Below are 25,448 nucleotides of genomic sequence, written 5' to 3'. Positions count from 1 at the left end.
CCGACGCCATCGCGCGGCACATGCACCCGAGAGCAGATACCATGTCGGCGCTGACCCTACGCCCGATCCCGATCCTGGTCGGCCTCCTCGCCCTCGTGCCGCCAGCGCGGCCGGCTTCGGCGGCGGAGCCGCCCGCGCCGGGCGATGTCGCGGGCCTTCGGGCCGGGGACTGGCTCGTCCGCGGTCGCGTGTCCGGGTCGATCCCCACGGAGCGCCACTCGCAGATCGGCCTCATCGGCGGACGGGTCGACACGCCGGTGGCCATCCTCCCGGATGCCGATCTCTCGTACTTCCTCACGGATCACATCGCCGTCGAGGTCCAGGGCGGCGCGTCCCGGACCCGCCCGAGCATCCGGGGCACGCTGGTGGGCGACATCAAGGTCGGGTCGATCTGGAACGCGGCGGCGATGGGGATGGTGCAACTCCACATCCTGCCGGGCGCGCGCCTGAACCCCTATCTGGGGGTCGGCCTCGCCGCGTCGACGCCCCTGGCAATCCTACCGGCGAAGGGCATCCCCAACTTCCGGCTCAAGTCCCAGGTCAGCCCCGTGCTCCAGGCCGGTTTCGACTATCATCTCAGCGGCCGCTGGTTCGCGAACGCCATGGTGAAGTACGTCTTCGTGCCGAGGCAATCCTACGGCCTCGGCGGCGTGGGGGTGGAGGTCGACCTGAACATGCTCATCGTCGGCGCGGGCCTCGGCTACCGGTTCTGAACGGCCGGCCGCCCGGCGCTCCTCACAGGTCGAGCACGTCCACCGCATTCCCCAGCCGCGCCCGGGCCAGGTCCGCCACGTGGCGGTGGTGGGTGAACAGGATCGGCTGGATCGTGTCGCCCACCGCCGCCAGGGCCTCCAGGCCGTGGGCTGTGCGGGCGTCGTCGAAGGTCAGGAAGAGGTCGTCGCCGATGAAGGGCGCGGGCTCGGCCCGGGCGGCGTAGTCCTCCAGGTAGGCCAGCCTCAGGGCGAGGTAGAGCTGGTCGCGGGTGCCCTCGCTCAGGCCCTCCACGGGCACGAGCGCACCCGTGGCGCGGCGCCCGGCGAGGCGCGGGGTGTCGGCGGCGTCGTAATCCTGAGCGAGGCCCGCGAAGGCGCCCCCGGTCAAGGCCCCGAACAGGGCGCCCGAGCGGGCGAGCAGCGGGTCCTGCTGGCCGGCCCGGTGGCGGCCGATGGCGGTGCCGAGCATCAGGCTCGCGAGCTTCAGCACCGCCCAGTGACGGGCGTTGGCCTGGAGTTCCGCCTCCGCCGCCTTGCGCTGGGCCAATGCCAGCTCGGCGCCGATGCCGCCCTCGAGTTCGGCGCGGCGGCGCTCGTGCCGGTCCCGGTCGGCGAAGGCGAGCTTCCCCCGCTGGTCGAGGTCTTCCTCCTCCGCCGCGAGATTGGCGAGCCGGCCCTCGATGTCGTCGCCGGTGAGCGCGGCGAGGTCCGCCCGGAGGTCGGCCTCGGCGAGGCCGTCGGCGGCCCGGGCGAGCTCGGCCCGGCGCCCGGAGAGTTCGGCCTCGCAGGCTCGGCGCGTGGTGAGGCGCGCATGAAGCGTCTCCGGGTCGGTGCCGGCGGGAAGCGCCGCTGCCGACCCCTCGCCCATGAGGGCGGTGAGGTCGGCGCCCGCGGCCGAGGCCGCCCGGGCCGCCTGTGCCCGGGCGGCCTCGGCCGCGTCGCGCTGGCGCGCCAGCTCGGCCCGGCGGGTCTCGCCCTTGAGGGCGTTCTGCAGGCGGGTGTGCAGCGCCTTCATGGCGGCGGTGGGAGGCAGGGCGGCGAGATCGGGCGCCACCGCCCCGGTCAGGCGCGCCACCGTCTCGCGATAGACCTCGATGTCGCGGGCGATGCCGTTGACGCGGCCGAGGCGGTTGTCGCGCTCGGACAGGGCCGCGGGCACGGCCCGCCAGGCGGCCAGCGCCGCCTCCGCCTCGTCCGTCGAGGCTCCCCCCATCAGGCCGAGATCTGCGATGGCGGCCTCCCAGGCGCTGCGCCAGGCGGCTTCGCGGGCCAGGGCCTCGGCGAGGGCCGCCTCCGTGCGGGCGATCTGCTCGGCAGCGGCCTCGGCACGGGTCTTGGCCTCGCGCACCGTCTCCCAGCGCAGGGCGAGCTCGGCGACCCGGTCCTCGAGGCGGGCGAGCATCCGGCCGAGATCGAGACCGTCGAGATCGGGCAGGCCCGCCCGGCGGCTGAGAGCGGCCAAGGGCGCCCGGCAGGCCTCGGCCCGGGCGGCCATGCGGGCCTGCTCCAACCGGGTGGTCTCCAGCCCCTGCGCGGCATCCTGCAGGGTCTCGACCTCGGTGAGCCAGGCGGCCATCTCGGCCGGGGCGGCAGGGTCGATCCCGCAGGGCGCCCAGGCCAGGCGCCAGGCCTCGGCGCCCTCGGCCAGCCGGGTTTCGCAGGCGGCGAGGGCCTCGTCCGCCGTCACGGCCTCGGCCTGCTCGGCCGCAAGGCTGCGAGTGTCGGCGCCCTGCTCGGCGACACGGGCCGCGTCGCTCACGAGGTCGTCGGCCGCCCGGTCGGCGGCGGCCAGAGCCGCACCGAAGCGGGCGAGGGCGTCGGGGGCGCCCCCGGGCAGGTCGGCCAGGAGGGCGTCGCGGCGGGCGCGCAGGTCGAGGAGGTCGGCCAGGCTCGGGATCGGCCGTCCGGCGGCGCGGGCCTCCAGGCGGGCGCGGCGCTGGGCCACGGCCGCCCGTGCCGACGCCAGACGGTCGGCGGCGCGGTCGCGCTCGCGCAAGGCCCCGTCCAGGGTGCGGCGGTAGCGCGCCACCGCTTGGGCCGAGGGCGGGCGCCCGGCGGTGTAGGCCTCGAGATCCAGGATCGACGGGCTGAGGCGGCCGGCCTGGGCACGGATCGAGGCCGCCTCGCGGGTGAGGGCGGCGTCGAGGTCGTCGCGCCGATCGAGGTCGCGCCGCAGGCCTGAGAAGGCCTTGAGGTCGGCGCGCAGAGGCGCCGGATCGGCGAGGGCGCCCGCCTCCTCCAGTGCGGCGGCGAGGCGGTCCCGCTCGGCCTGCCGGGCGGCGAGGTCCTGGCGCAGGCGGGCGATCGTGGCGGCGCCCTCGCGGCCGGCGCGGATCAGGCCCTCGCTGCGGGTCCGGGCCGCGTCCGAGGGCTGGCGCGCGCGCAGGGCTTCGGCATCGGGCAGGCCGATCCGCGCCGCGAGCTGGGCGAGTTCGCGCGCGAAGGCATCGGCCTCGCCCTGGATGCGGGGCAGGTCGATGCCGCCCTTGTCGAAGCGGTCGGTGCCGCGGAACGCCTCCAGGATCTCGTCGGCCCGGGCGAGCACGCCCTCGTCCACCGGCACCTGCTCGAGGACCAGGGCCGCTTCGGCCGCGGCGGCCTGGGTGCGGGCCGCGGCCTCCGCCGTCGTCCGCAACGCCGCCAGGGCTTGACCGAGGCGGTCGATCCAGGCCTCCGGCACCGCGATCAGGTCAAGCTCGGCCTCGGCGCGGGCAGCGGCCGCATCGATGGCCTGGAGGAGCGGACCGACCCGGCGCAGGCGGGTGAGCCGAGCCTGCTCGGCGGCGATGCGCCCGCGCTCCACCTTGAGGGCGGCGAGCGCCGCCCCGGCCGCCTCGATCTCGCCGTTGAGGTCGCGCCAGTCGCCCGCCCGCAACTCCCCGGCGCGGATCGCCTTGCGGGCCTCGTCGTAGCGGCCGAGCGCCTGGTAGAAGGTCCGGCTCTGGGCGGCGCGCGGCGTGAAGATGTCGGCGGCCTCGCCCTCCAGCTCGGCCTGGAGGCCGCTGTAGCCGCGCAGGCCCGAGGCCGCCGCGAACAGGCTGGCACCGACCTCGCCCTCGGCGTCCATCATCTCGACCGCCCCCGCCCGCAGGGAACGGGCATCGAGGCCGAAGGCGCGGCAGAACACTTCGCGGGAGAGGCCGCCGAGGAAGGGCGCCAGCGCGTCCTCGGGCAGGGGCCCGTCGGCGGCGTCCACGAGGGTGTTCCGGTTGCCCTTGCGCCGCCGGAAGCCGAGGCGGCGCCCGTCGGCGGCGCGGATCTCGGCCCCGATCCGCATCTGCGGCATGTCGTGCAGGAAGTCGTAGCGGGTGCGCGTCTCGATGCCGAACAGGAGGTCGGTGACGGCGCTCAGCGCCGAGCTCTTGCCGGCCTCGTTGGCCCCCAGCACCACGTGCAGGCGCGCATCCTCGCGGAACGTGACGGTGCGGCCCGTGAAGGGGCCGTAGCGTTCGAGGGCGAGGGAAAGGAGACGCATCGGAACCTTGCGGAAGTGCGGGTCTGGAAATCGTGGTCCGACGTTTGGTCCCGGCCGGGACCATCCGCAAGCGCCGGGATGGACCGGCGCACCGTCACCCGGCGGCCGGCCGGGGCTCACGCCGGCTGCGGACCAGGGACGCGATCGCCCCGCCCATGCCGGCCACGATCAGGAGGGCGATGACCAGGAGGGTGACCGTCCGGTTCCAGAGCCGGTCGAGGCCGAGATCGGTGGTGACGAGGTCCGGGCGCGCCGGGTCGGCCAGGACCGCGAGCCGGACCTCACCGGCCTGCACTCCGGCGAACACGTAGTTCACCCGCCGCGTCACCGCGCCGCCGGGCGTGGGCAGGCTGAGCGTCGCATCGCAGATGTGGAGGATGAGCTTGGCGCTGCAGGAGCCGTCGCGCACCCTGGCGCCGGGAACAGGCTGTGCGCTCGCACGGATCTGCCAGTCGGAGGCCACCACCGGCGCGGTGTAGACCGCGCAGGCCACCAGGATGGCGCCGAGGCACGCGACGCCGAACAGGACCCAGAACGCGTTGATCCAGCCCAGGGCGGGGGACGGCAGGCTCGGGGAAACGGGGGCAGCCGTCGGAGCGGTCGCGACGGCCGGGCGCCGGTCGGCGGAGCCGGCATCGGCCTCGGCCAGGAGCCGCCGCGCCTCCGCCATGGCGCGGTAGCGGCCGATCGCGTCGGCGAAGTCCTGCGGCGTCATCCGGCGCGGCAGGCCGAGGGCGATCGTGACGATCCGGCGCTTCGGGTCGAGGGTCAGGCCGCGCCCGCCCGGCACGCGCCCGGGGAATTGCGTCTCCGGGGACAACAGCAGGCGGGTGACGAGGCCGGTCTGATTCACCGTCATGTCGAGGTCGGCGACTTCGCCCCAGGCGATCGTGCGGTCGAGGCCGGGCACGGCGAGCCCCGCGGGACGCAGGATCAGGGTGGTCCGCTCGCCACGCCGCAGGCGGTAGGCGCCGAGCGCGGCCAGGAGGACGCCGAGGACGAGCGCCACACCCGCCACGAGGCCGGCCTCCCGGGTCGCGAGCCCGGGGAAGCCGAGGCCGACCAGTCCCAGGGCCGCGGCGGCGAACAGGCCGCCGGCCACCAGCAGGACGATGGCGCCGGGGCGGCTGTTGTCGCGCAGCACCCAGTCCGCCTCGTCGACGGCCTCCGCCGTCGCCTCCAGATGGGCCCGCACCGCCGCCTCGTGGTCCTGAACCGCGCCGAGGAAATCCGCCGTCGCGCCCCGGCAGAGCCCGGCGGGGTCGGCGAAGTAGCCGCCGAGCTGCCCGAGGGCGTGCGGCGGCGGCGTGGTGGCGGCCTGCGCCAGGAGGTCCGGGTCGAGGGCGAGGCCGAGGGCGGCCACGCGCTCGCGGGTCGGCGGATGGGTGTCGGTGGGGTGGGCCTGCTCCGCCTCCAGGTGCAGGCCCGGATCGTCGAGGCCTCGGGCGACGGCGCGGTCGAGGGCGGCGGCCACGAGGTCGGCGGGCGCTCCTCCGGGCGTTTCGGCGGCCGCGTCCAGGGCCTCGGCGATGCGCGGCTGGACGGCCCCGGTGCGCAGCAGCGCGCGGGCGGCGGCCTCCGGCGTGGTGAGCCCCGCGCCGGCCGCGTCGGCCGCGAATTCCCGGGTCCGGCTCCAGTGGCGCACGGCGAGGTGGAAGCGCTCCATCACGAACAGGCCGAGGCGCAGGGACGGACCGAGCAGCCCGAGCGAGCCCTGGTGGCCCGCCGCCACGGCGTCGAGGGAGCGCCCGACACCGGCATAGATCGGCAGGAAGCGCTGGCTGTAGGCGGTGTCGCCGCCGGCATAGTGGGCGAGCTCGTGGCCGATGATCGCCGCGACCTCGTCGCCCCGCATCAGCGCGAGGTAGGGCAGGGGCAGGTAGAGGATCCGGCCGGTCAGGCGCTCGCCGCCGGGTTCGAGGACGGCCGGGCCGGCGCTGACGAAGAAGCCGCCGGTGAGGCCGACCACGACGGCCTCCGGCCTGAGGGCGCCGAGGCGTTCGGCGAGGCCCTCGGTGAGGCGCCACAGCCCGGGCGCCTCGGCCGGCGAGACGCGGCGTCCGAAGATCGGCAGCGGGTCGGGCTCGAAGGCGGCCAGCGCCCGGCGCAGGCCCAGGACCGTGCGGCCGGCGGCCCACAGGATCGCCCCCACGGCGACCGCGGCGATGCCCAGGAGCTTCATCCCATGGCCGCTCACGCCGGATTGCGCCAGGAGCCCCGCCTCGAAGATCACGGCGGCGACGGTCGCGGCGGCCGCCGCCAGGATCTGGAGCGCGAGGGTCGCCGGCAGCAGGCGCCGCACCAGGGAGAAGCCGCCCACCAGGGCGTCGCGCGAGCCGCGGCCCACCCAGCCGAGCGCGGCACCGGCCAGCAGCACCAGGACCGAGAGGAGCGCGGCGAGCCCGCCCCCCGCCACCACGACGGGGGGCAACAGGCGGCGCCAGTCCATCAGCGTGGTCAGGGTCGCGGCCTGGTCCTCGGCCGCGCGCGCCTTGTCGAGGGCGAGGGGTCCGCCGTAGACTTGGCCGCCCTGGCGGAACTGCAGGCGGAAATCGACGCGCCCGTCCCGCGGCGTCCGCGCGGCGAGATCCGCGACGATCGCGGACAAGCGCGCCTGCTCGGCCGCGAAGGCGGCCCGGTCGTCTTCGGCCCGGCGCCCCTCCCAGAGCCCGAGCAGCACGAAAGCGAGCGGCAGCAGCACCGTCGCGGCGACGAGGCTCGCGAGGGCGCGCAGGCGCAGGGGCGGGCGCGCGAGAGACGAGCTGGAAATCGGACAAACCTCCTCGGTGCGGGATCTCGGGGGCCGGCGGGTTCGGGCCGGGTTCTAGCAGGTCCGCCCGGAGAGGCGTCCCAGGATCACCGCCTCGGCCTCCGCGCAGAGGGCGTCGAGGTCGGCGGCGAGGTCGTCCTCGGCGGCGAGGCCGGCCGGCATCCTGGCGGCGATCTCGGCGAGGGCCGCCCGGGCACGGGCGCGGAATTCCGGCTCGTGGTCCACCGCCGCCAGTAGGGTGGCGGGGTCGATGGCCGCGAAGGCCTCGGGGCGGGCCTCGGCGACGGGCCGGCGCGGACGGGCGGTCTCGATCTTCAGGCGTTCCAGCCAGATGTCCTCGTGGATGCGGTGGGCCGCCGCCTGGATCTCGGCGGTGAGCCCGTCGCGGTCGGCCGCCAGGCGGTCGTGGGCCGGGGTCTCGCCCCGCAGGCGCACCCGCACCGCGATGAGGCGCGCCGCGGCGGCTTCCGCGAGGGGGCGCAGGGCCGCCTCGACGGCGGCGACCGCCGCCCGCTCGTCGGCCAGGCCGGAGAGATCGACGTCGAGGGGATGGAAGCGCGCCTGATCGACGATGAGGCGCTCGACGCCCTGCACCCGCCCGTCGGCGACGGACACGGCGACGGCGCCCTTGGCCCCGGATTCGCGGATGCTGCGCCCCTGGAGGTTGCCCGGGAACACGATCCAGGGGTCGCGGGCGAGCTCCGCATATTCGTGCACGTGGCCCAGCGCCCAATAGGCGTAGCCCCGCCCCGCCAGGTCCGCCACCGAACAGGGAGCGTAGGTGGCGTGCGCCGCATGGCCGGTGCAGGAGGTGTGCAGGATGCCGATGTTGAACCAGCCCGGCAGGGCGGCCGGATAGGTGAGGGCGTAGTTCTCCTCCACCGCCCGGTTGGGGAAGCTGCGCCCGTGCAGCGCCACCTTGAAGGCCTCGAGGCGGTGGGTCTCGGCCCGGGTCGTCGGGAAGCTGCGCACGGAATCCGGCAGGGTGATCGAGCGGGTGATGACGCTCTCGGCGTCGTGGTTGCCGCGCACCAGGATGACGGGGATGCCGGCCCGGTCGAGGCGGGCGACCTGACGGGCGAAGAACAGCCCGATCGTGTTGTCGGACCAGTCGCCGTCATAGACGTCGCCGGCCACGATCAGGAAGGCGACGCCCCGCTCGATCGCCAGGGTGACGAGATCCTCGAAGGCCCGGCGCCCGGCGGAGGCGAAGCGCCGGGCGATGTCGGGGTCCTTGAGGGCGAGGCCGCTGAGCGGGCTGCCGAGATGAAGGTCGGCGGCGTGGATGAAGGTGAACGCGGACATACTCTGCGGGGGCGAGGGCCTTGGGAGGCTTCCGGGGCGGGGACGTGGGGAGGGCCAGGGTCGCGGGTTTGGCGCCCGATTGCAACCTGGGCGCTCACCCCCGACCGCAAGCCCCTGGGAATCGAAAGGATTTCGGCCGTATCCGCGCGGGCGGGCCTCAATCCTCCAGGGTCATGAGGCTGGCATTGCCGCCGGCGGCGGCCGTGTTGCGGCTGACCACGCGCTCGCGGACCAACCCCTCGATCGGGTAGGCCGCGGTGCCGGCGGCCGGATCGGGGCGAGGCCGGTGGATCGCCACGAGGGGCCCGGGGCGGGCGGCCAGAGCCACGGCGAGGGCCGTCAGGGCCTCGGACCCGCCCTCCCACAGGACCGCGTCGGCCTCGGTCTCCGGATCGGCGGCACGAATGACGGCGCGCAGATCGCGGGGCAGGGCGGCGAGGAGCGCCTCGGCCGGCCCGGAGGGGCTGAGAACGACGCCGTTGCCGGTGGCCAGCGCCGCGCCGACCTGGGCCGCGAGGCCCGGCCCGGTCTCCGCCCGGCACAGGATCGTGCCGCGCGGATGCAGGCCGTAGCGGTTCTCCTCGCCCACCGGTCCCGGCAGCAGGCGCTCGCCGCCCACGGGGCTGTGAGCGATCAGCGCCGCGGCGGCCTCGGCCTCTTCGTGGCGGCCCTGGTCGCGCAGCCACCGGACCCAGGCCTGGGCCGCCGGGGCGGGCGGTCCGGAGGCCAGGCCGGTTCCGGCCGGGGCGGCGGACAGGAGGCGCCGCAGGATCAGCGGACCGCCGGCCTTGGGGCCGGTGCCGGAGAGGCCGTGCCCGCCGAAGGGCTGAACCCCGACGACGGCGCCGACGAGGTTGCGGTTGACGTAGAGGTTGCCCGCCGCGCTCGCGGCGCAGGCCCGGGCGATCGCCGCGTCGAGGCGGCTCTGGACGCCGAAGGTGAGGCCGTAGCCGGTGGCGTTGACGGCCGCGATCGTCGCGTCGAACGCCGCGCGCTCGAAGCGCACCACGTGCAGCACCGGGCCGAAGACCTCGTGCGTGAGCGCGGCGACGGAGGGGATCTCGATCACGGTCGGGGCGACGAAGTGGCCCCTGTCGCACCCATCCGGCAGGGGCGCCCGGTGGACGGGGTATCCGGCGGCGCGCATCGCGGCGACGTGGGCCTCGATGGCGTCGCGGGCCTCCGCGCCGATCACCGGCCCGATATCGGTGGCCAGCCGGTCCGGGTTGCCGACCCGGTACTCGGCGAGCGCCCCCTTCAGCATGGCCAGGGTCCGGTCGGCGATCTCCTCCTGCAGCGCCAGCAGGCGCAGGGCCGAGCAGCGCTGGCCGGCGGAATCGAAGGCCGAGACCAGGGTATCGGCCACGACCTGCTCGGTGAGCGCCGAGGAATCGACCACGAGGGCGTTGAGGCCTCCGGTCTCGGCCACCAGGGGCACGGGGTGGCCATCCGGGTTCAGGCGCCCCGCGAGAGCGGCCTGGATGCCCGCCGCCACCGCGGTGGAGCCGGTGAACAGGACGCCGTTCACGCGCGGGTCTGCGACGAGGGCGGCCCCGGTCTCGCCGCCGCCGGGCAGGAGCTGGACGGCGCCGGCCGGCACCCCGGCCGCGCGCAGGATCCGCACCCCCTCGGCGGCGATGAGCGGGGTCTCCTCGGCGGGCTTGGCCAGGACACCGTTGCCGGCGGCGAGCGCCGCCGCCACCTGGCCGGTGAAGATCGCCAGCGGGAAGTTCCAGGGGCTGATGCAGGCGACGGTCCCGAGGGGCCGGTGGGTGTGGTGAGCGAAGTCCCGGGCCTCGCCGGCGTAGTAGCGCAGGAAGTCTTCCGCCTCCCGCACCTCGGCCAGCGCGTTGGCGGCCGACTTGCCGGCCTCGCGGACGAGGAGGCCGATCAGCGCGGGCCGGCGCACCCTCAGCGCCGCGGCCGCCCGCACCAGGACATCGGCCCGTGCCGCGCCCGGCAGCGCGGCCCAGGCGGCCGTCCCGGCCCCGGCCTGCGCCAGGGCTTGCCCCGCGAGATCCGGCCCGGCCTCGACCACGGTGCCGACGCGGTCCCGCCGGTCGGCCGGGTTGCGGACCTCGCGGGTCGGCCCCGTGCGCTCGGCCTCGGCCAGCATCGGCACCGCCCGCCAGAGCCGCGCGCCCGCCGCCGCCAGGCTGCCCGCGAGGTCGGCCAGCGCCTGCTCGTCGGCGAGGTCGAGGCCGGGCGCCGCCGGCCGGTCGGGGAAGAGGTCGCGGGGCCTGCGGATCGCCGGATGGGGGGCGCCGAGCGGCTGCGCGGCCCGAACCAGCGCGACCGGGTCGGCGGCGAGGTCGGCCACGGCCACGCGCGCATCGGCGACCCGGTTGACGAAAGAGGAGTTGGCGCCGTTCTCGAGGAGGCGGCGCACGAGATAAGCCAGCAGCGTCTCGTGGGTCCCCACCGGGGCGTAGATCCGGCAGGGACGGTCGAGGCCGCCCGGCCCCACCACCGCCTCGTAGAGCGCCTCGCCCATGCCGTGCAGGCACTGGAACTCGTAGCGCCCGATGTGGAAGTCGGGTCCCGCCAGGGCGTGGAGGGCGGCCACGGTCTGGGCGTTGTGGGTGGCGAATTGCGGGAAGAGCGCGTCGGGCGCGGCGAGCATCCGCTCCGCGCAGGCGCGGTACGACAGGTCCGTGTGGACCTTGCGGGTGAAGACGGGGAAGTCCTCCAGGCCCGCCACCTGCGCGCGCTTGATCTCGCTGTCCCAGTAGGCGCCCTTGACGAGGCGGACCATGAGGCGGCGCCCGGAGCGGCGGGCGAGGTCGACGAGGACCGCGATCAGCGTCAGCGCCCGCTTCTGGTAGGCCTGCACCACGAAGCCGAGGCCGTCCCAGCCGGCGAGGGTCGGATCGGCGCAGAGGGCCTCCAGGATGTCGAGGGAGAGGTCGAGGCGGTCGGCCTCCTCGGCGTCGATGTTGAGGCCGATGTCGTAGCGGCGGGCGAGGCGCGCCAGGGCGGCGACGCGGGGGAGGAGCTCGCTCATCACCCGGTCGCGCTGGGCGCGGACGTAGCGCGGATGGAGGGCCGAGAGCTTGATCGAGATGCCGGGGCCGGCGAGGGGCCCGCGCCCGGCCGAGGCGACGCCGATGGCGTGGATGGCGTGCGTGTAGTCGGCCGCGTAGCGCGCCGCATCGGCCGCGTCCATCGCCGCCTCGCCGAGCATGTCGAAGGAATGGGTGAAGCCGCGCGCCTCCTGGCGCCGGGCCTGGCGCAGGGCCTGCGCGATGGTCTCGCCGCAGACGTACTGGCCCCCCATGAGCCGCATGGCCTGGTGCACGCCCGCGCGGACCAGCGGCTCGCCGCCCCGGGCGACGAGGCGGGTCAGGCTGCCGGACAGGCCGGGCGCGTCCGCCGAGACCGCCGCGAGGCGCCCGGTGATCACGAGCCCCCAGGTGGCCGCGTTGACGAAGAGCGAGGGGCTGTGCCCGAGATGGGCGGCCCAGTCCCCGTGCCCGATCTTGTCGCGGATCAGGGCGTCTCGGGTCTCCGCGTCCGGGATGCGCAGCAGCGCCTCGGCGAGGCACATCAGCGCCACGCCCTCGTGGGTCGACAGGGCGTATTCCCGAAGCAGGTCCTGGACCCCGCCGCCCGGCCCCTTGGCGCGCAGGCGTCCGACGAGGTGGTGCACGAGGCGCGCGGTCTCCGCCGCGGCCCCGGGCGTCGTCGACACCGCGTCGAGACAGGCCGCGACCCGGTCCGACTCGGGTGCGCGCGTCTCCGCGGTCAGGCGCCGACGCAGGGACGACGGCGCGTTCCGCGGATCCAGGAACGCGCCGAAGGGGCGGGGGAACGACGTCACCGGATCGGCAGGGCTCATCGCGGGCTCACGGTGTCGAACGGGTGCCCCAGGCCGAAAGGGAGGGGGCACGAGGCCATGGAGGCCGGGGCCGTCACGGACGAGCGGCGCCACATGGACACGCTTCGGACGTCCCTGACGAGACGACCCGTATCACCATCCTCCGGACGCGCCATCGGGGCACGACCCTCGCCGGTGACAGGTCGGGCGCATCCGTCCTCGGACCCCTGTGGCGCCCCCACCGATCCACCCGCGAGGTTCCGCGTCCGGTCCTGTCCGGCGCCCGAGGCCGGACGCGGCCCGGAACCACGCCCTAAAGGTAGTGACGATACACGACGCGGACGTCTGCATCCGGCTGAAGCGCCCCCTTGCCGGAGGCGCTGCAGGGCCCCGCGGCGAACGGCGAAACCATGGCGATGAGGGTCAGGAGCCAGCGGAACGGACCTGCGGCAATCATCGGGATCTCCTCGGCCGGGCTTGATCGGCGGACTCGGATCGGCAGGCTCGGATCGGCGGGCTCGGCTCGGATCGTCACCTGCGATGGCCGAGGCCCTTAGCCCCGAACACCGACTCTTCATGGAACGGCCGGGCTCGTCGCGCGGTGCTGAGACGCACCCGCCCCGTCCTGTGGACGGCTCGGCGTACCCCGAGCGCGCCATCGCCTTTGGTCGTAGGGTGGGGTCATGGCTGTACGGGTCCTGAATCGCGACCGGTTCGCGAAGTGTCGAGCGCTGATGGAGCGCGGGGCCACGCCGGGCGAACGCGCGGCCGGGCGCGCGGCCGCGGCCCGGGTCGCCGCGGCCGCCGGCCTCACGCTGGCCGACGCGCTCGTGTTGGCGAAGGCCGGACGCTCCGAGGCGGCGCCCGGCCCGGCCCCGGACCGCGACCGGCCGCGGCGGCCGGCCGAACGCACCTACGCGTGGGCAGAGCCCAGGCCCGCGCCGGAGCCGGTCACCGTGGAGGAAATGCGACTGCAGAAGGCGGCCGAGGACGCGCGCCGGAAGCGGGCGGCGGCGCGTGCGCGCAAGCGCCCGCAGCCCCCCGATTCGGCCTGGGAGCAATGGTCCGGTAAGGTCCGCGAGGCCCAGGCGGCCCGGGATCGAGACTGGACCCGGCGACGCCCGCCCCCTGCATCCGACTGACATGCGGGCCGGCCACACCGAAACGGGTGCCCGCTCGGGCTGACCAGACCCGTGAATTTCCGTTTTCCGGGACGCGACGTAAGGGTTCCGGCGCCCCATCATCGATGACGAGAAAGAGATCAAGATCCGCAAATGAATCTACGGCGTGACCTTTATTCGTCGTGAAACCTGCGAGGCTGTCCTCGGCTTTGCGTGATCCGGAGATGTCACCGGGGGGTCGCGAGGGGAGGACGCCGACCTGCCACCTGCACCGGGTTCTCGGGGATGGCCCGAACGCCCTCCTGACGGTGCTCGACCCGGTGAGGCTGGCGGACCTCATCGGCGGCTTCGGCGCCGTGATCGAGCGCTCGCGCGGCCTGGAGGCTCCGCGCGCCGGGGCTCAGGCCTGAGCTCGGGTCCGGGGCACCTTCCGGTGGTGAGCCCGGCCCTCAGACGAACGCGACGTCGAGCCGGCCCTCGCTCTTCTGCACGACCCGGCACAGGCGGGAGAAGCGGTCGGCACCGATGGCGAGCTTGAAGGTCTCCGGGACGCCGGCCGTGCTGTCGATCTTCAGCCCCGCCTCCGTCTCGGACAGGCTGCGCACGGTGCAGTCGAGGACGGAGCGACCGCCGTTGAACGAGATCTGGCCCGCCTTCAGGACGCGGCGGCGCATCGGCTGCTCCGGGACCGGCGCCGGCTGCCAGGCCGCGCAGCGGTCGCGTCCCTCCGCCTTGGCGACGTAGAGGGCGGCATCGGCATTCTCCAGGAGCCCGTCGAGGTGGCCCACCGACGCATCCAGCGCCGCGACGCCGAAGCTGGCGCTGAGCGACAGGACGCCCGGCGGCGCAGGAATGCGCAACCGCGCGACCGCCGCCCGAAGTTTCTCGGCGACGGTCATCGCGGAGTCCAGGTCGGTGTGCGGCAGCAGGACGGCGAATTCCTCGCCCCCCATCCGCCCGAAGGCGTCGGAAGTCCGAAGCTCCCTGCGGCAGGCCTCGGCCACTTCCGCCAGGACCCGGTCGCCGACGGGGTGGCCGTGCCGGTCGTTGATGGCCTTGAAGTGATCGAGGTCCAGCATGATGCAGCTGAGGGCGTGCCGGTGCCGCAGCGCCAGGGCCAGGGTTCGGCCGCACTCCTCGCGGAAGGCGCGGCGCGACAGGGCGCCGGTCAGGCCGTCGGTCATGGCGACGCGGCGCAGCGCGAGTTCGCTCATGACGATGTGCGAGAGGTCGGCCAGGGACTCGACGGCGGCCTCGGGAAAGGGCCGGGGCCGCGTATCCATGGCACACAGGGTGCCGATGCTGTGCCCGTCCGGCGTCCGCAGCGGGACACCGGCGTAGAAGCGGATGTGCGGGCTGCCCACCACGAACGGATTCTGCGCGAAACGATCGTCGGCCAGGGTGTCCGGGATCACCAGGGCACGCGCCTCGCGCCGCGCCAGGTCGCACAGGGCCGGTCCCTTCGGCGTCTCGCAGGCTTCCACCCCCGAGCGGGACTTGAACCATTGCCGGTGACCGTCGATCAGCGTGATGGTGGACATCGGCATGTCGAAGATCCGGCGCGTCAGCCGGGTGATGCGGTCGAAGGCCTCCTCCTGGGGCGTGTCGAGGATGTCGTAGCGATCGAGAGCCGCCAGTCGGTCCTGCTCCTCGATCCGCGCCTGGTCCTGCATCGTGTGGTCATCCATTGATTCCACGAGGATCTGAGCAACGAATGATTACGAAAGGCTTCACCACTCCGCTAGGCATCACCGCAATCGCGAGACGGCCGAGTCGGGCGCGAGAACGAGGGGCCGCGGCACCTGAGACAAGCCGGATCGTTCCGCGGCACGGCTCAGACCTCGATGAGCCCGGCCCGTAGGTCGGGCTCATCGAGGTCTGGCATCAGTAGCTCTGCGTCGGCCGGTCGAGCACGGTCCGGCCCATCAGGCTGGCGGCGAGATCCACCATGAGGAGGGCCGTCCGGCCGCGCTCGTCGAGGAACGGATTTAGCTCGACGAGATCGAGGCTGCCGACGAGGCGGGAATCGTGCAGCATCTCCATGATCAGGTGCGCCTCGCGGAAGGTCGCGCCACCCGGCACCGTCGTGCCGACGCCCGGCGCGATGCCGGGATCCAGGAAATCCACGTCGAGGCTGACATGGAGCCGGCCGCCGGCCGCGGCGACCCGGGCGAGGAACGCGCGCAGCGGCGCGACGACGCCGGCCTCGTCGATGCTGCGCATGTCGTGGATCAGCACGCCGGCCTCGAGCACCGCCGAGCGCTCCGCCGGGTCGAGGCTGCGCGTGCCCATCAGGCAGACGTTGCGCGGGTCGATCGGCGCGGAAGGGGCCGGCAGGTAGTCGGAGAACCCCCGGCGGCCGGTGGCGTAGGCGAGGGGAACGCCGTGGAGGTTGCCGCTGGTGGTGGTGTCGAGGGTGTGGAAATCCGCGTGCGCGTCCAGCCAGAGCACGAAGAGGGGCCGTCCCTCGCGCGCCGCCCGGCGCCCGAGCCCCGACAGGGTGCCCGCCGACAGGCTGTGATCGCCCCCGAGGAAGATCGGCACGGCCTCGGCGCTGTGCGCGTCGGCGGCTTCGGCCAGGGCCTCGGTCCAGGCCGCGAAGGCGCCGAGGTGGCGCAGGGCGCCGTTGGGATGGGCCCGCGCCACCGCGGGGGGCGGCGCGAGATCGCCCGCATCGACGATGTCGAGCCCGAGGCCCGAGAGGGTCTCGGCGAGGCCCGCGGCCCGGTAGGCGCTCGGCCCCATGTCGCAGCCGAGGCGACCGGCCCCCTCCTGCACGCGGGCGCCGAGGAGGAGGCAGCATTGGTTCGTCATGGCGTCGTCTCGCTCCAAATCGGGTCGACCGGCGCCCTCGCCAGGGCCGTGCCGCGGCCGGTTCCACCGCGATCCGGCCCGTCGGACGGGAAGGCCCGGGCCGACTTTAGCCGATCCGCGTGACGATCGTTCCGGGACCGCCGCCGCACTTGACCGGCCTCCATGTTTTGTTAACCATTCAGGCCACAGCCTGAGCGGAGCCTCCCGGCGCCCCCGCGCGGCCGGGCCGCGAATTCGGCGGCGCGTCCTTAATCCCGCCCGTTTCTCCGAGCCCACTGGGGCGGGTCGAGGCCCTGGATCACGCAGCGGCCGCGACCTCGAACAAGGAGTTTCCCATGATCAAAACGCTGCTGGCGCTCTTCACCGTCGCCGCCGTCCTGACGATCCGGGCTTTCCTGAAGCTTCTCTGGCTGCCGTTCCAAAGCTTCGGCGGCCTCCTGCGCGGCCGTCCGGCCGCAACCTGAGCCGGTCCGCGATCGGACGGCCCCGTCACGACCCGGACGCGGCGCGCGCCGCGGCAGGCTTCCGGCGCGGCTTGCCGGAGTTCGACTTGCCAGACCCGGACTTGCCGGAGTTCGGCTGGCCGGACCGCGATGGCGACGCGCCCGCTGGAAATGACCTCGGCTTGGCCGGCTCCGGCTTGGCCTGACGCGCCGCGCGCCCCGTCTGCACGGACGCCGCGTGGGCGTCGAGAAACCCGCGGCAGGCCTCGAACTGCGTCTCGATCTCGGGCGGGCAGTCCAGGCCGCGCTCCGCGGCGAGACTGCGGGCATAGCGCAGCATCGCGGCGCTCGGCGGACGCGCCCCACCGGCCGGAGCCATCCGCGTTGCGGCGGGTCCGGCCTCGGCATCCAGGAAGGCGCGGCAGCGGGCGAGGCTGCTCTTGCAGCCGCGGGGCAGGGCGATGCCCTTGCGCGCGGCCAGCGACACCGCGAAGGCGGCCATGGCCGGCGTCGGCGGGCGGTCCCCGCCGGCGCGTCCCCGTCCCTGTCCCCGCGATGGCGGCGGCGCCAGGCTCGGATCCAGGCTGACCACCCCCGCCTGGGCGATGGCGGAGATCAGGCCGTCGAGGCGCGCGCGCGTGCGCTCCCGGAAGGCCTCGGCCCGGGCGCGGGCCTCCGCCCGCGTGGGAGCCCGGCCGATCTCGGCGAGTTCCGCCTCGAACATCGCCCGGCCCACCGGGTCGCCATAGGCCGGAAAGACCCGCCGCACCGCCGCGATGAAGGCGAGCCCCACCTCGGTCACCGTGAGGGCCGGATCCTTGCCCTCCGCCAGGGCGAGGTAGTGGCTCTTCAGGAGCTTGGGCAGGATGCTGTCCCGGGTTGCGGCCGTGCCGAGCCCCTTCGGCTCGTTCGGGTTGACCGGGTTCTCCAGCGCCCGCTTCGCCGCCGGGTCGTCCACCTGGTCGATCAGGCGCCCCATCACCACAGGAAGCTCGCCCCGGGTGATCCGCCGGGGCGGCTCGGTCACGGCCTCGGCGATGTCGGCGCCCGCGGCCGTCGCCGCCTCTCCGTCGCTGACCGCGGGTAGGCGGGCGGCGCGGGCCTCGTCCTCGGGCCGGGCCTTGCCGGGCACGAGATCGGCCTCGACGTCGGCCTCCGCCCCGTAGAGCGCGCGCCAACCCGGCACGCGCACGACGCGCCCGCTGACCGCGAAGCGCTTCGCGCCAAGGGGCGTCGCCACCTCGACCGCCACCTCCGTGCGCGCATCGATGCCGTCGGGCAGGTGGGCGGCGCCGTAGGCCTTGGCCACGAGCTCCCAGAGGCGGAAGAGGTCCGCCTCGAGCCGCCCGCGCTCCGGCACCTTGCGCAGAGGCACGACGGCGTGGTGCTCGCCCGGGTCCTTGACGTAATGCCCTCTCGCCCCGCGCCGGATGACGGGCGCGTCCGCGGTGAGCAGAGGCCGGAGGTCCGCCAGCACGGAGCCGATGGCGGCCATCACCGCGCCGGCATCCCCGGCCTGCCCCTCGGGCAGACTTTCCGACTCGGTGCGCGGGTAGCTGAGATAGCCCTGGTCGTAGAGATCCTGCGCGAGCCGCGCCGTGTGCTGCGGGTCCCAGCCGAAGCGCTTGGCGCAGCGCCGGGCCAGGGTGTCCTTCGAGAAAAGGCGCGGCGGCGCCCGGCGCACGTCCTTCTGGACCACCGCCAGGAGCCCGGACCAGGCGGCCGCCGCCGTCCGGATGGTCTCGGCCGCGGGGCGCTCGAAGATCCGCTCCTTCGGCAGGTGCCACAGGGTCAGGGCCGCCCCCGTGCCGGTCTCGACGTGCAGCGCCACCTTGAAGAAATCCTGCGGCACGAAGGCCCGGATGCGCGCCTCCAGGTCGGCCAGGATGGCGAGGGTCGGCGTCTGCACCCCGCCGAAGCGCCAGGGCTCGCGGAAGGCGGGCGGGCGCAGGCGCAGGGAGATCGCGCGCGTGCCGTTGAGGCCGAGATGGTAATCCTCGTATTGCCGGCACAGCGCCTCCAGGTAGGCGGCGTAGTCCTGCTCGCCGGATTCCGGCTCACGGGCCAGGGTGGCGAAGGCCCGCCGGACCGAGAGGTCGTCGAGGGCGCCGAGCTTCAGGCGGTCGACCCGGCCGCGCCAGCCGAAATGCTCCAGCACCTCCCAGGCGATCATCGAGCCCTCCCGCCCCGGATCGGTGGCGATGATGACGCGCTCGACGCCGCGCAGGGCCTGGCCGATCGCCGCGAGCTTGCCCGCATGCGACTGGCCGGAGCGGCCGGTGCCGCAGATCACCGGAAGGGTGTCGAGGACGATGGGCAGGGTCTCGAATTGCCAGGCCTTCCATTCGGGCCGGATCCGGCCCGGCTCCTCTGCGGTGAGCAGGTGTCCCTCGGCGGCGACGCAGACGGTGCCGGGCGAGCGGAAGAAGCGCTGGAGCTGGCGCATCGCCGACGGCTTCTCGAAGAAGAACAGCGTGCGGCCGGAGGGAGCGGGGGACTTGGCCGGAGACTTGGCCAAAGATTGGGCCGGAGGCATGGAAAGGGACATGAGCGCGGGTCGGGGCCGTGATCAGGCGGCCTGCCCGAGGACGTCCCCGCCCCGGGGCCGGCCCCGCTGCGCCTCTCGTCCGGGTCGCGAACGCCCGGGCGTTGCCGTCGGATCGACCGACAGGAAGGACCGGACCAGGACGCGGCGGCCGCGCAGATCGTGCACGGTCACGTGCCACTCCGCCCAGTTCCCCGCCTCGCCGAGGCTGCGCATCACGTCCCGCGCCACCGCCTCGGCCCGTCGCACCAGGCGATGGGGCGCCCGGATGTCGTTCCCGACGGCATCGAACACGCATTCGCGGCCGTTGGTGCAATGGAAGCGGTAGCGCGCCATGCTGCTCGGACTCCCTCGTGGACGCCCCTCGCGACGGCGCCGAGTTCACTCTCTGTTCTCATATGAGGGCAAGGGTGCGCAGTTGGCAAGGGCCGATCCGTCCGCCGCCGAAGGCCCCGCGGGTTCCCCTGCGCTCCGAGGCCGGCGCCCCGGTCGCCCGTGCGTCCGACCACCGGAGCATCCCAGTCACGGCACAGAGCCATCGCCGCGTCGATAACATTTGGTTATCACATTTGATATTTGTGTCTGATCTGCATAAGGCTGGGGCTCTTCAAACATGAGGAGCGATTCGCTTGACGCTCGCTGTGCCGAGAGCCGCCGAACCGGGTCGGGGTCCCGAATCGATCGCGCGACGAAACATCGACTCCATCCAGTGGGCCCGTGGCATCGCGGCGCTCGGCGTGTTTCTGTTTCACCTCGACATGAGCATCACCGAGAAATTCGGTTCGACGTGGTGGTCGGGCTGGTTCTTCGGCGGGGCGACGGGCGTCGAATTCTTTTTCATCCTCAGCGGCTTCATCATTCTTCACACCCACCTCCAGGACATTGGCCGGCCCGACCGCTTCTCCAGCTTCATCACCAAGCGCTTCATTCGGCTTTATCCGATCTACTGGCTCTGCGTGCTGCCGCTCGGAATCGCGTTGCTCGCCGGGGCAGGGGCCAACGGCCATCGTGACCTGACGGTCATCCAATTCATCACGGATCTGCTGCTGATTCCCCGCGAGGGCGTCCGGGTTCTTCAGCCCGCCTGGACTCTGCAGCACGAACTGGTGTTCTACATCGTTTTCTCAGCAATGATCTTTCATGCCAGACTTGGCCTGTTGGCCTTTGTGCTCTGGCAAGTCGCCTGCCTCGCGACATTGATCTTCGATTTCATTCCCGTCGGCTATCAGAACATGCAGCCTCTTGCCCGCTTCCTGGGGCACGAGAATTTCGGCTTTGCGATCGGAATGCTCATCGCCTGGATCTACCGGGAATACGGTCGCGGCCAGGCGATGCTGTTTCGCCTCATCGGCGCCATAGGCGCCGTCGGTGTCGGGGTCGCCCTCTGGCTGCGCGGCGTCTCGGGCGTGGTCATCCTGCCGAACGCGGCCGCCGAGGCGCTTCTGTTCTTTGCGCTCTATGCGATGGTCATGATCGGCCTCCTCACCGTGCGCGTGGCCGGCCCTTCGCGCGTGGGGGCATCGCTCGGAATCCTCGGCTCGGCCTCCTACGTCCTCTACCTCATCCACGAGCCCATCATCTCGGCCTCCATCAAGCTCGCCCAGAGCCCGATCCTGGCGGGTCGAGCGACAGGTCTGGTCGTGGGACTGGCGATTCTCCTCGTCGGGATTTCCGCATCGATCGCGGTCCACAAGCTCATCGAGCAACCTCTCCTCGCGCTTCTGAGGAATGCTGCCTTCGGACGCCGGCCCGCCTCGGGAATGGCCGCCCAAGCGTCGTAAAGCCACCATCGCAGGCGAGAGTCACCCGATTGGGTTGGGAAGGACCGATTTGGGGCCGTCGCGGCGAAGCCCGCGCAGGCCGACCGGCGGCGCCCCACCGCCGGCGAGGCCGCCCCTCACGATGCGGGCGCGCCGCTCACCGCACGGTCTGGTCTGGAAGCTTGAAGTCCGGTCTGTCCAAGGTGGTGTCGGGGCGAACCCTTCCGATGAAGCCGCCCTTTCCGTTGTCGGTCTCGGGCCGCGCGGGAAGCGCGCCATCCGTTGCGCGCGTGAGGGGATTCTGGCTCCCCGCCGCGATGTCGGGATTGAGGGCGCTGGGATCGACGCTCTTCAGACTGGGGGATTCGCCGTTGATGCCCTCCCGTGCCAGTCGATAGGCGAAGGCGACGTCCCTGTTCCCCAGAGCGGTCACCGCTTCCGTGATGCGGCGGCTGACACTGGCATCGCGCGACTCGCAGTAGGCTGAGACGCGCCCGAGGCCGTATCCGATCGCCTGGCGCTGGTCCGGAAGCGCCGTGCGGGCCAGGCGCAGGAGTGCGGACAGGGCCTGAGGGCTCGCCAAAGCCAGCGTGTCGACTTCAGCGGAAAGGCCGCGCTGGTCATTCGGATGTCGCGAAAGGAGGTCGGACGGCCGGTCCAGGAAGGCCTCGACGGCCACGTCCGATATCCTGCGCTTGGGGATGCAGACGGCCGACGCAGACGGCACCGAAACAGCCAGGATCAAGGCGCTCGCGAGGCCTGTCCTCGAGAATGGTCCCAATGCGCGATCTCCCGTCCGCCGGCTCATCGAAACAGACGGTCTCGCGACCTCACCGCCTCAGGTGCGTAGAGATCTCGACTGTCCAGATTGTCCGCAGAGACGGTGTTAAGTCATCCCCGGGCTTACCGCAACGACGGGGTACCGCCGCGGCGGTAGTGCCCGGCCATCGACGGATGGACAGGACGGCATCGCCGCCCCGGGCAAGTCCGCTTCGTCGGATCAGCCACGCCGTCAACGTGCAACCGGCGACGCCCAGGACGCGAGGGGTACCAGAGCGAGCGGAAGCCGGGAGGGAAAGCCGGAAGCGCCATCAGCCGGATCCTGTGCGCCGACCAGGCCCGCCGTGTCGCGGCCGGACCGCTTCCCGTTCGTGACCTGTCACGGAGGCCGTTGCCGGCTCGGTCTCAGGGCGGTGCGTTGCCGGTCCTCTCCGCGACCGCAGCATCGTAGCCGGCGGTCCACCGGGCATGCGCCTCGGTGCCGTCGGCATAGGGGCAGTCCTCGCGGAGCAAGCCCTTGCCGGGCGCATAGAAGCCCAGCGCATAATGGTCGAGGTTGTCGTCTGGCGGCTCGGTCATGGATGGTAGGTAGCGCGCGAGGTCGCCGCTCCAAGCGGCGCCGCGCGTCGGCATCTCCCGACGCCCGACCCTGGTTAGAATTTTACTGCGCAACCGACACGCAGATTGCAGCATTATGCATGCAGCCCCTTCATTCCGAACGGGGCAATCGGAGTTCGGCAGATGAGTGCTGGCTATCCGCTCCTGTTCCTCGCGTTCGGAACGCTCGGCGGCCTCCTGTTCCTGGCCCTTGCGGCCCGCAAGCAGGTGGCAGACCTGAAGAACGATCCCGCGCGCTCCAGCATCATCCGGGATCACGGTGGCGCGCCGAGGCCGAACATGCCCGGCACCGAGCACTGACGCGCCATCCGTAGGGCGCCCGCGCTGTGTCCGGCAGCCCTGAGGCTCCGGTCGTCGCGGGCGAACGCAACCCCGTCGCCAGCCTCCAGGATGTCGGCGGCCATCCTCCGCCGAAGCTCCCGCTCAGGGAGCCCGAAGCGGCGCCGGGAGGCGTCCGGCTCCCGGTCCGCCCTATAGCACGACCGCGGACGCGGCGACGGAAGCGACAAGGGGCACCGATCTGCGCACACCGTTGCGCCGACAGCGGTCGCATTATTGTAGCCAAGAGATAAGCAATCTCTGAAGTTATGCAAGTTTTCGCCAGAAATTGTGGCTCGCAATTCCGAAGTGGATCAGCCATCCGCTTCCATTGCCGTTCGGGCTGCCTTGCCGCCCGGTCGAATGGCCCCCTCGAGGCAGGCAGGCCCGTGTCGGTCCAGTCGCCGGCGATGAAGAGGTTTCGAAATTCCGTGCGTGTCCGGGGCCGATGCCGGGCCGCCTCGGGCGTTGGCGCAAAGGTCGCTCGCTTCTCGCGGATGACCTGCCAGGGCGGCGGCCTGTCGGACAGGCCGGACATGGACCGGCCGGTGACGTCGGAGACCTCGGCCCAGATCGGATGCGCGAGTTCCGGTCGGCTCAAATCGCCCAGGTCCGTTGCGCTGACGGTCACCGAAATGCGATCCGGAAAGGCGAAGATCCAATCGGACAGCCCGTTCACCACACCCGTCAGCCGCGGCATGCCGGCAGGGCATTTCACGCCGAAGTGGACGTTCGCGATCCCCCGGTGATCCGTCGGGACCTCCAGCCCCGGGACGGCGTCGGCCGTCGCCTTCGGAGGAAGCGCAAGGATGACCTGATCCCGAGGCTTCGGCCGCATCGGGCCGTCGCCGAGGACGAGGCCGGCGACGCGCCCGCCCTCGTACGCGAGGCGGTGCAGACGATCGTTGTGGCGAACCACCGCCCCGCGCTCCTCCAGGAAGCGCAAGGCCGGGGCGACGAAGGCTGCCGAGAGCCCGCCCTGGGCGATGACGGGCCGGCAGGCATCCCCGCCTTCGTCGAAGGTCTCCCGCAGGACCTGTGCGGCGAGGGTCGCATCCGCATCCCTCGGATCGAGGTCCAACGCCGCCAGGAGGACGGGGCGCCAAGGCCGCTCGTAGAGCGTCCCCCCGCAGGCGAGGACATCCGAGACCTTCGCACCCGGCCTTGCCGAAAGGAGGCGAAGGATCGCCGCGCAATCGATCGCCTGGGTACCCGGGACGCGCCCCTGATTGAGGCGCAGCGTCCAGCGTTCGCCCGCGGCGAGGTCGACGAAGGGAAACTCCGCCCGCGGATGCACGGCGACCGCCCTGCGGCCGCCGATGCGGTCCAGGAATGCGAAGGTCGCCCCGTTGCCCGACAGGACAAGGTGGTTGCCGTTGTCGATGGTCATCCCGAGATGCGGGTCGTGATAGGATCTGCAGCGGCCGCCGGCATGGCCGGCGGCTTCATGGACCATCACCTGACGCCCGGCTTCCACGAGCCGCACGGCCGCGGAGAGCCCCGACAGCCCCGCGCCCACGACGTGAACGACACCCGTCATCGCGTACCCTTCCGTCAACGCACGAGGACGTTGCGGAACTGCCATGGGTCGCTGGTGTCGATGTCCTCGGGGAACAGGCCCGGGCGGCCGGTCAGCGGCGTCCAGTCGGTGTAGACGCCGATGACGGGGCCGAGATACGGGGACTGCACTTCGAGGCAGCGTCGGAAGTCCATCTCGTCGGCCTCGACGATGCCGGCCTCCGGGTTCTCCAGCGCCCAGACCATGCCGGCGAGCACGGCGGAGGTCACCTGCAGGCCGGTGGCGTTCTGGTAGGGGGCGATGCGGCGGGTCTCCTCGATGGAGAGCTGCGAGCCGTACCAGTAGGCGTTCTTGGCGTGGCCGTAGAGGAGCACGCCGAGTTCGTCGATGCCGTCCACGATCTCGGTCTCGTCGAGGATGTGGATCTTTTCCTGGACCTTGCCGCCATTGCCGAACATCTCGTGCAGCGAGAGCACGGCGTCGTTGGCGGGGTGGTAGGCGTAGTGGCAGGTCGGCCGGTAGGCGGCGCGCTCGCCCTCGCGCACCGTGTAGTAGTCGGAGATCGAGACGGCCTCGTTGTGGGTCACCAGGAAGGCGTATTGCGACTGGGCCGTGGGGGTCCAGGAGCGCACGCGGGTGTCGGCGCCGGGCTGGAGCAGGTAGATGGCGCAGCGCGAGCCCTTCTCCTGCTCGCGGCCGTTCTCCGGCATCCAGGTCTCGTGGGTGCCCCAACCGAGCTCGGCCGGCTGATTGCCCTCGGAGACGAAGCCTTCCACCGACCAGGTGTTGACGAACACGCCCATCGGCTTGGCCGACTTGGCGCGCTGGGTGTCGCGCTCGGCGATGTGCACGCCCTTGACGCCGACCGCGCGCATGAGCGCGGCCCAGCCGGCGCGATCCTTCGGCTCGGCGGTCTTCAGGCCGAGATCGCCGGCGACGTTCAGGAGCGCCTGCTTGACGAACCACGAGACCATGCCGGGATTGGCGCCGCAGCAGGACACGGCGGTGGTGCCGCCGGGGCTGGCGGTGCGCGCGTCCAGGATGTCCTGGCGCAGGGCGTAGTTGGTGCGGTCGCCCTGGCTCCTGTCCTTGTCGAAGTAGAAGCCCGGCCACGGCTCCGCGACGGTGTCGATGTAGAAGGCGCCGAGTTCCCGGCACAGTTCCATGATCGCCCGAGACGAGGTGTCGACCGAGAGGTTGACGCAGAAGCCCTGGCCGCCGCCTTCCGTGAGCAGCGGCGTCAGCACGTCGCGATAGTTCTCCTTGGTCAGCGCCACCTGCTCGAAGCGCAGGCCGTGCTTGTCGGCCAGGGACCTGTGCGCGTCGGAGGGCTCGACGACCGTGAAGCGGGCCTTGTCGTAGTCGAAGTGACGCGCGATCAGCGGGAGCGTGCCGCGCCCGATGGAGCCGAAGCCGATCATCACGATGGGGCCGGTGATGCGGCCGTGGA

Annotated in this window: 17 protein-coding genes and 2 pseudogenes; 6 read left to right on the top strand and 13 right to left on the bottom strand. The window is 73.1% G+C overall.

The window, feature by feature from the left end:
* Positions 1-41 precede the first annotated feature (41 nt).
* Complete coding sequence (locus tag ACLBWX_RS20990; RefSeq protein WP_447678915.1) at positions 42-713, top strand: OmpW/AlkL family protein; 672 nt, start codon at positions 42-44, stop codon at positions 711-713.
* 22 nt (positions 714-735) lie between these two features.
* On the opposite strand, the gene ACLBWX_RS20985 is transcribed toward ACLBWX_RS20990, so the two are convergent.
* The 5 genes and pseudogenes from ACLBWX_RS20985 to ACLBWX_RS20965 all read right to left on the bottom strand — a co-directional run bounded on the left by ACLBWX_RS20985 (position 736) and on the right by ACLBWX_RS20965 (position 12,537).
* On the bottom strand, positions 736-4,188 hold the full coding sequence (locus tag ACLBWX_RS20985) for an AAA family ATPase (protein ID WP_447678914.1): 3,453 nt from the start codon (positions 4,186-4,188) through the stop codon (positions 736-738).
* Positions 4,189-4,780: 592 nt separating this feature from the next.
* Positions 4,781-6,889, bottom strand: a pseudogene (locus ACLBWX_RS20980) (M48 family metalloprotease); the annotation flags it as partial.
* A gap of 123 nt (positions 6,890-7,012) precedes the next feature.
* Positions 7,013-8,263 carry a metallophosphoesterase family protein gene (locus tag ACLBWX_RS20975; RefSeq protein ID WP_447678913.1) on the bottom strand — a complete coding sequence of 417 codons (1,251 nt, stop codon included), beginning with the start codon at positions 8,261-8,263 and terminating at the stop codon, positions 7,013-7,015.
* Positions 8,264-8,420: 157 nt separating this feature from the next.
* A complete protein-coding gene (gene putA, locus ACLBWX_RS20970) occupies positions 8,421-12,101 on the bottom strand; it encodes a bifunctional proline dehydrogenase/L-glutamate gamma-semialdehyde dehydrogenase PutA (RefSeq protein WP_447678912.1) in 3,681 nt (1,226 codons plus the stop codon).
* A 292-nt stretch (positions 12,102-12,393) separates the two neighbouring features.
* Positions 12,394-12,537, bottom strand: coding sequence for a hypothetical protein (locus ACLBWX_RS20965; RefSeq protein ID WP_447678911.1), 144 nt, complete (start codon positions 12,535-12,537; stop codon positions 12,394-12,396).
* Positions 12,538-12,763: 226 nt separating this feature from the next.
* Between ACLBWX_RS20965 and ACLBWX_RS20960 the strand changes: the two genes are divergently transcribed.
* Together ACLBWX_RS20960 and ACLBWX_RS20955 are read left to right on the top strand one after the other, a co-directional pair.
* Positions 12,764-13,222 (top strand): hypothetical protein, encoded by a 459-nt coding sequence (locus ACLBWX_RS20960; protein ID WP_447678910.1) that lies wholly within the window; start codon positions 12,764-12,766, stop codon positions 13,220-13,222.
* Positions 13,223-13,425: 203 nt separating this feature from the next.
* Positions 13,426-13,611: a hypothetical protein gene (locus tag ACLBWX_RS20955; protein ID WP_447678909.1), complete on the top strand. Its 186-nt coding sequence runs from the start codon at positions 13,426-13,428 to the stop codon at positions 13,609-13,611.
* Between the two features lie 39 nt (positions 13,612-13,650).
* Here ACLBWX_RS20955 and ACLBWX_RS20950 read toward each other — a convergent pair whose 3' ends face one another.
* Together ACLBWX_RS20950 and rocF are read right to left on the bottom strand one after the other, a co-directional pair.
* Positions 13,651-14,889 (bottom strand): sensor domain-containing diguanylate cyclase, encoded by a 1,239-nt coding sequence (locus ACLBWX_RS20950; protein WP_447678908.1) that lies wholly within the window; start codon positions 14,887-14,889, stop codon positions 13,651-13,653.
* 196 nt (positions 14,890-15,085) lie between these two features.
* Positions 15,086-16,015 (bottom strand): arginase, encoded by a 930-nt coding sequence (gene rocF, locus ACLBWX_RS20945; protein ID WP_447678907.1) that lies wholly within the window; start codon positions 16,013-16,015, stop codon positions 15,086-15,088.
* A gap of 335 nt (positions 16,016-16,350) precedes the next feature.
* Between rocF and ACLBWX_RS20940 the strand changes: the two genes are divergently transcribed.
* Positions 16,351-16,479, top strand: coding sequence for a hypothetical protein (locus tag ACLBWX_RS20940; protein ID WP_272481505.1), 129 nt, complete (start codon positions 16,351-16,353; stop codon positions 16,477-16,479).
* Positions 16,480-16,504: 25 nt separating this feature from the next.
* On the opposite strand, the gene ACLBWX_RS20935 is transcribed toward ACLBWX_RS20940, so the two are convergent.
* Together ACLBWX_RS20935 and ACLBWX_RS20930 are read right to left on the bottom strand one after the other, a co-directional pair.
* Positions 16,505-19,006, bottom strand: a complete 2,502-nt coding sequence (locus tag ACLBWX_RS20935; RefSeq protein ID WP_447678906.1) for a DNA topoisomerase — start codon at positions 19,004-19,006, stop codon at positions 16,505-16,507.
* 21 nt (positions 19,007-19,027) lie between these two features.
* Positions 19,028-19,339: a DUF6894 family protein gene (locus ACLBWX_RS20930; RefSeq protein ID WP_447678905.1), complete on the bottom strand. Its 312-nt coding sequence runs from the start codon at positions 19,337-19,339 to the stop codon at positions 19,028-19,030.
* Positions 19,340-19,632: 293 nt separating this feature from the next.
* On the opposite strand from ACLBWX_RS20930, the gene ACLBWX_RS20925 reads away from it, so the two are divergent.
* Positions 19,633-20,784: an acyltransferase family protein gene (locus ACLBWX_RS20925; RefSeq protein WP_447678904.1), complete on the top strand. Its 1,152-nt coding sequence runs from the start codon at positions 19,633-19,635 to the stop codon at positions 20,782-20,784.
* A 136-nt stretch (positions 20,785-20,920) separates the two neighbouring features.
* Here ACLBWX_RS20925 and ACLBWX_RS20920 read toward each other — a convergent pair whose 3' ends face one another.
* Positions 20,921-21,442: a hypothetical protein gene (locus ACLBWX_RS20920; protein WP_447678903.1), complete on the bottom strand. Its 522-nt coding sequence runs from the start codon at positions 21,440-21,442 to the stop codon at positions 20,921-20,923.
* Between the two features lie 506 nt (positions 21,443-21,948).
* Positions 21,949-22,122, bottom strand: a complete 174-nt coding sequence (locus ACLBWX_RS20915; RefSeq protein ID WP_447678902.1) for a ribosome modulation factor — start codon at positions 22,120-22,122, stop codon at positions 21,949-21,951.
* A 162-nt stretch (positions 22,123-22,284) separates the two neighbouring features.
* Between ACLBWX_RS20915 and ACLBWX_RS20910 the strand changes: the two genes are divergently transcribed.
* Positions 22,285-22,461 (top strand): hypothetical protein, encoded by a 177-nt coding sequence (locus tag ACLBWX_RS20910; protein ID WP_447678901.1) that lies wholly within the window; start codon positions 22,285-22,287, stop codon positions 22,459-22,461.
* Between the two features lie 332 nt (positions 22,462-22,793).
* Here ACLBWX_RS20910 and hpnE read toward each other — a convergent pair.
* Together hpnE and ACLBWX_RS20900 are read right to left on the bottom strand one after the other, a co-directional pair.
* Positions 22,794-24,019 (bottom strand): annotated as a pseudogene (gene hpnE, locus ACLBWX_RS20905) (hydroxysqualene dehydroxylase HpnE).
* Between the two features lie 14 nt (positions 24,020-24,033).
* On the bottom strand, positions 24,034-25,448 hold a 1,415-nt coding region (locus ACLBWX_RS20900), incomplete at its 5' end, for a homospermidine synthase (protein ID WP_447678900.1).

It is taken from the genome of Methylobacterium sp. M6A4_1b, from assembly GCF_053345175.1.
Note: the sequence above shows the minus strand (reverse complement) of the source record. Positions and strands in the feature narration are given on the sequence as shown.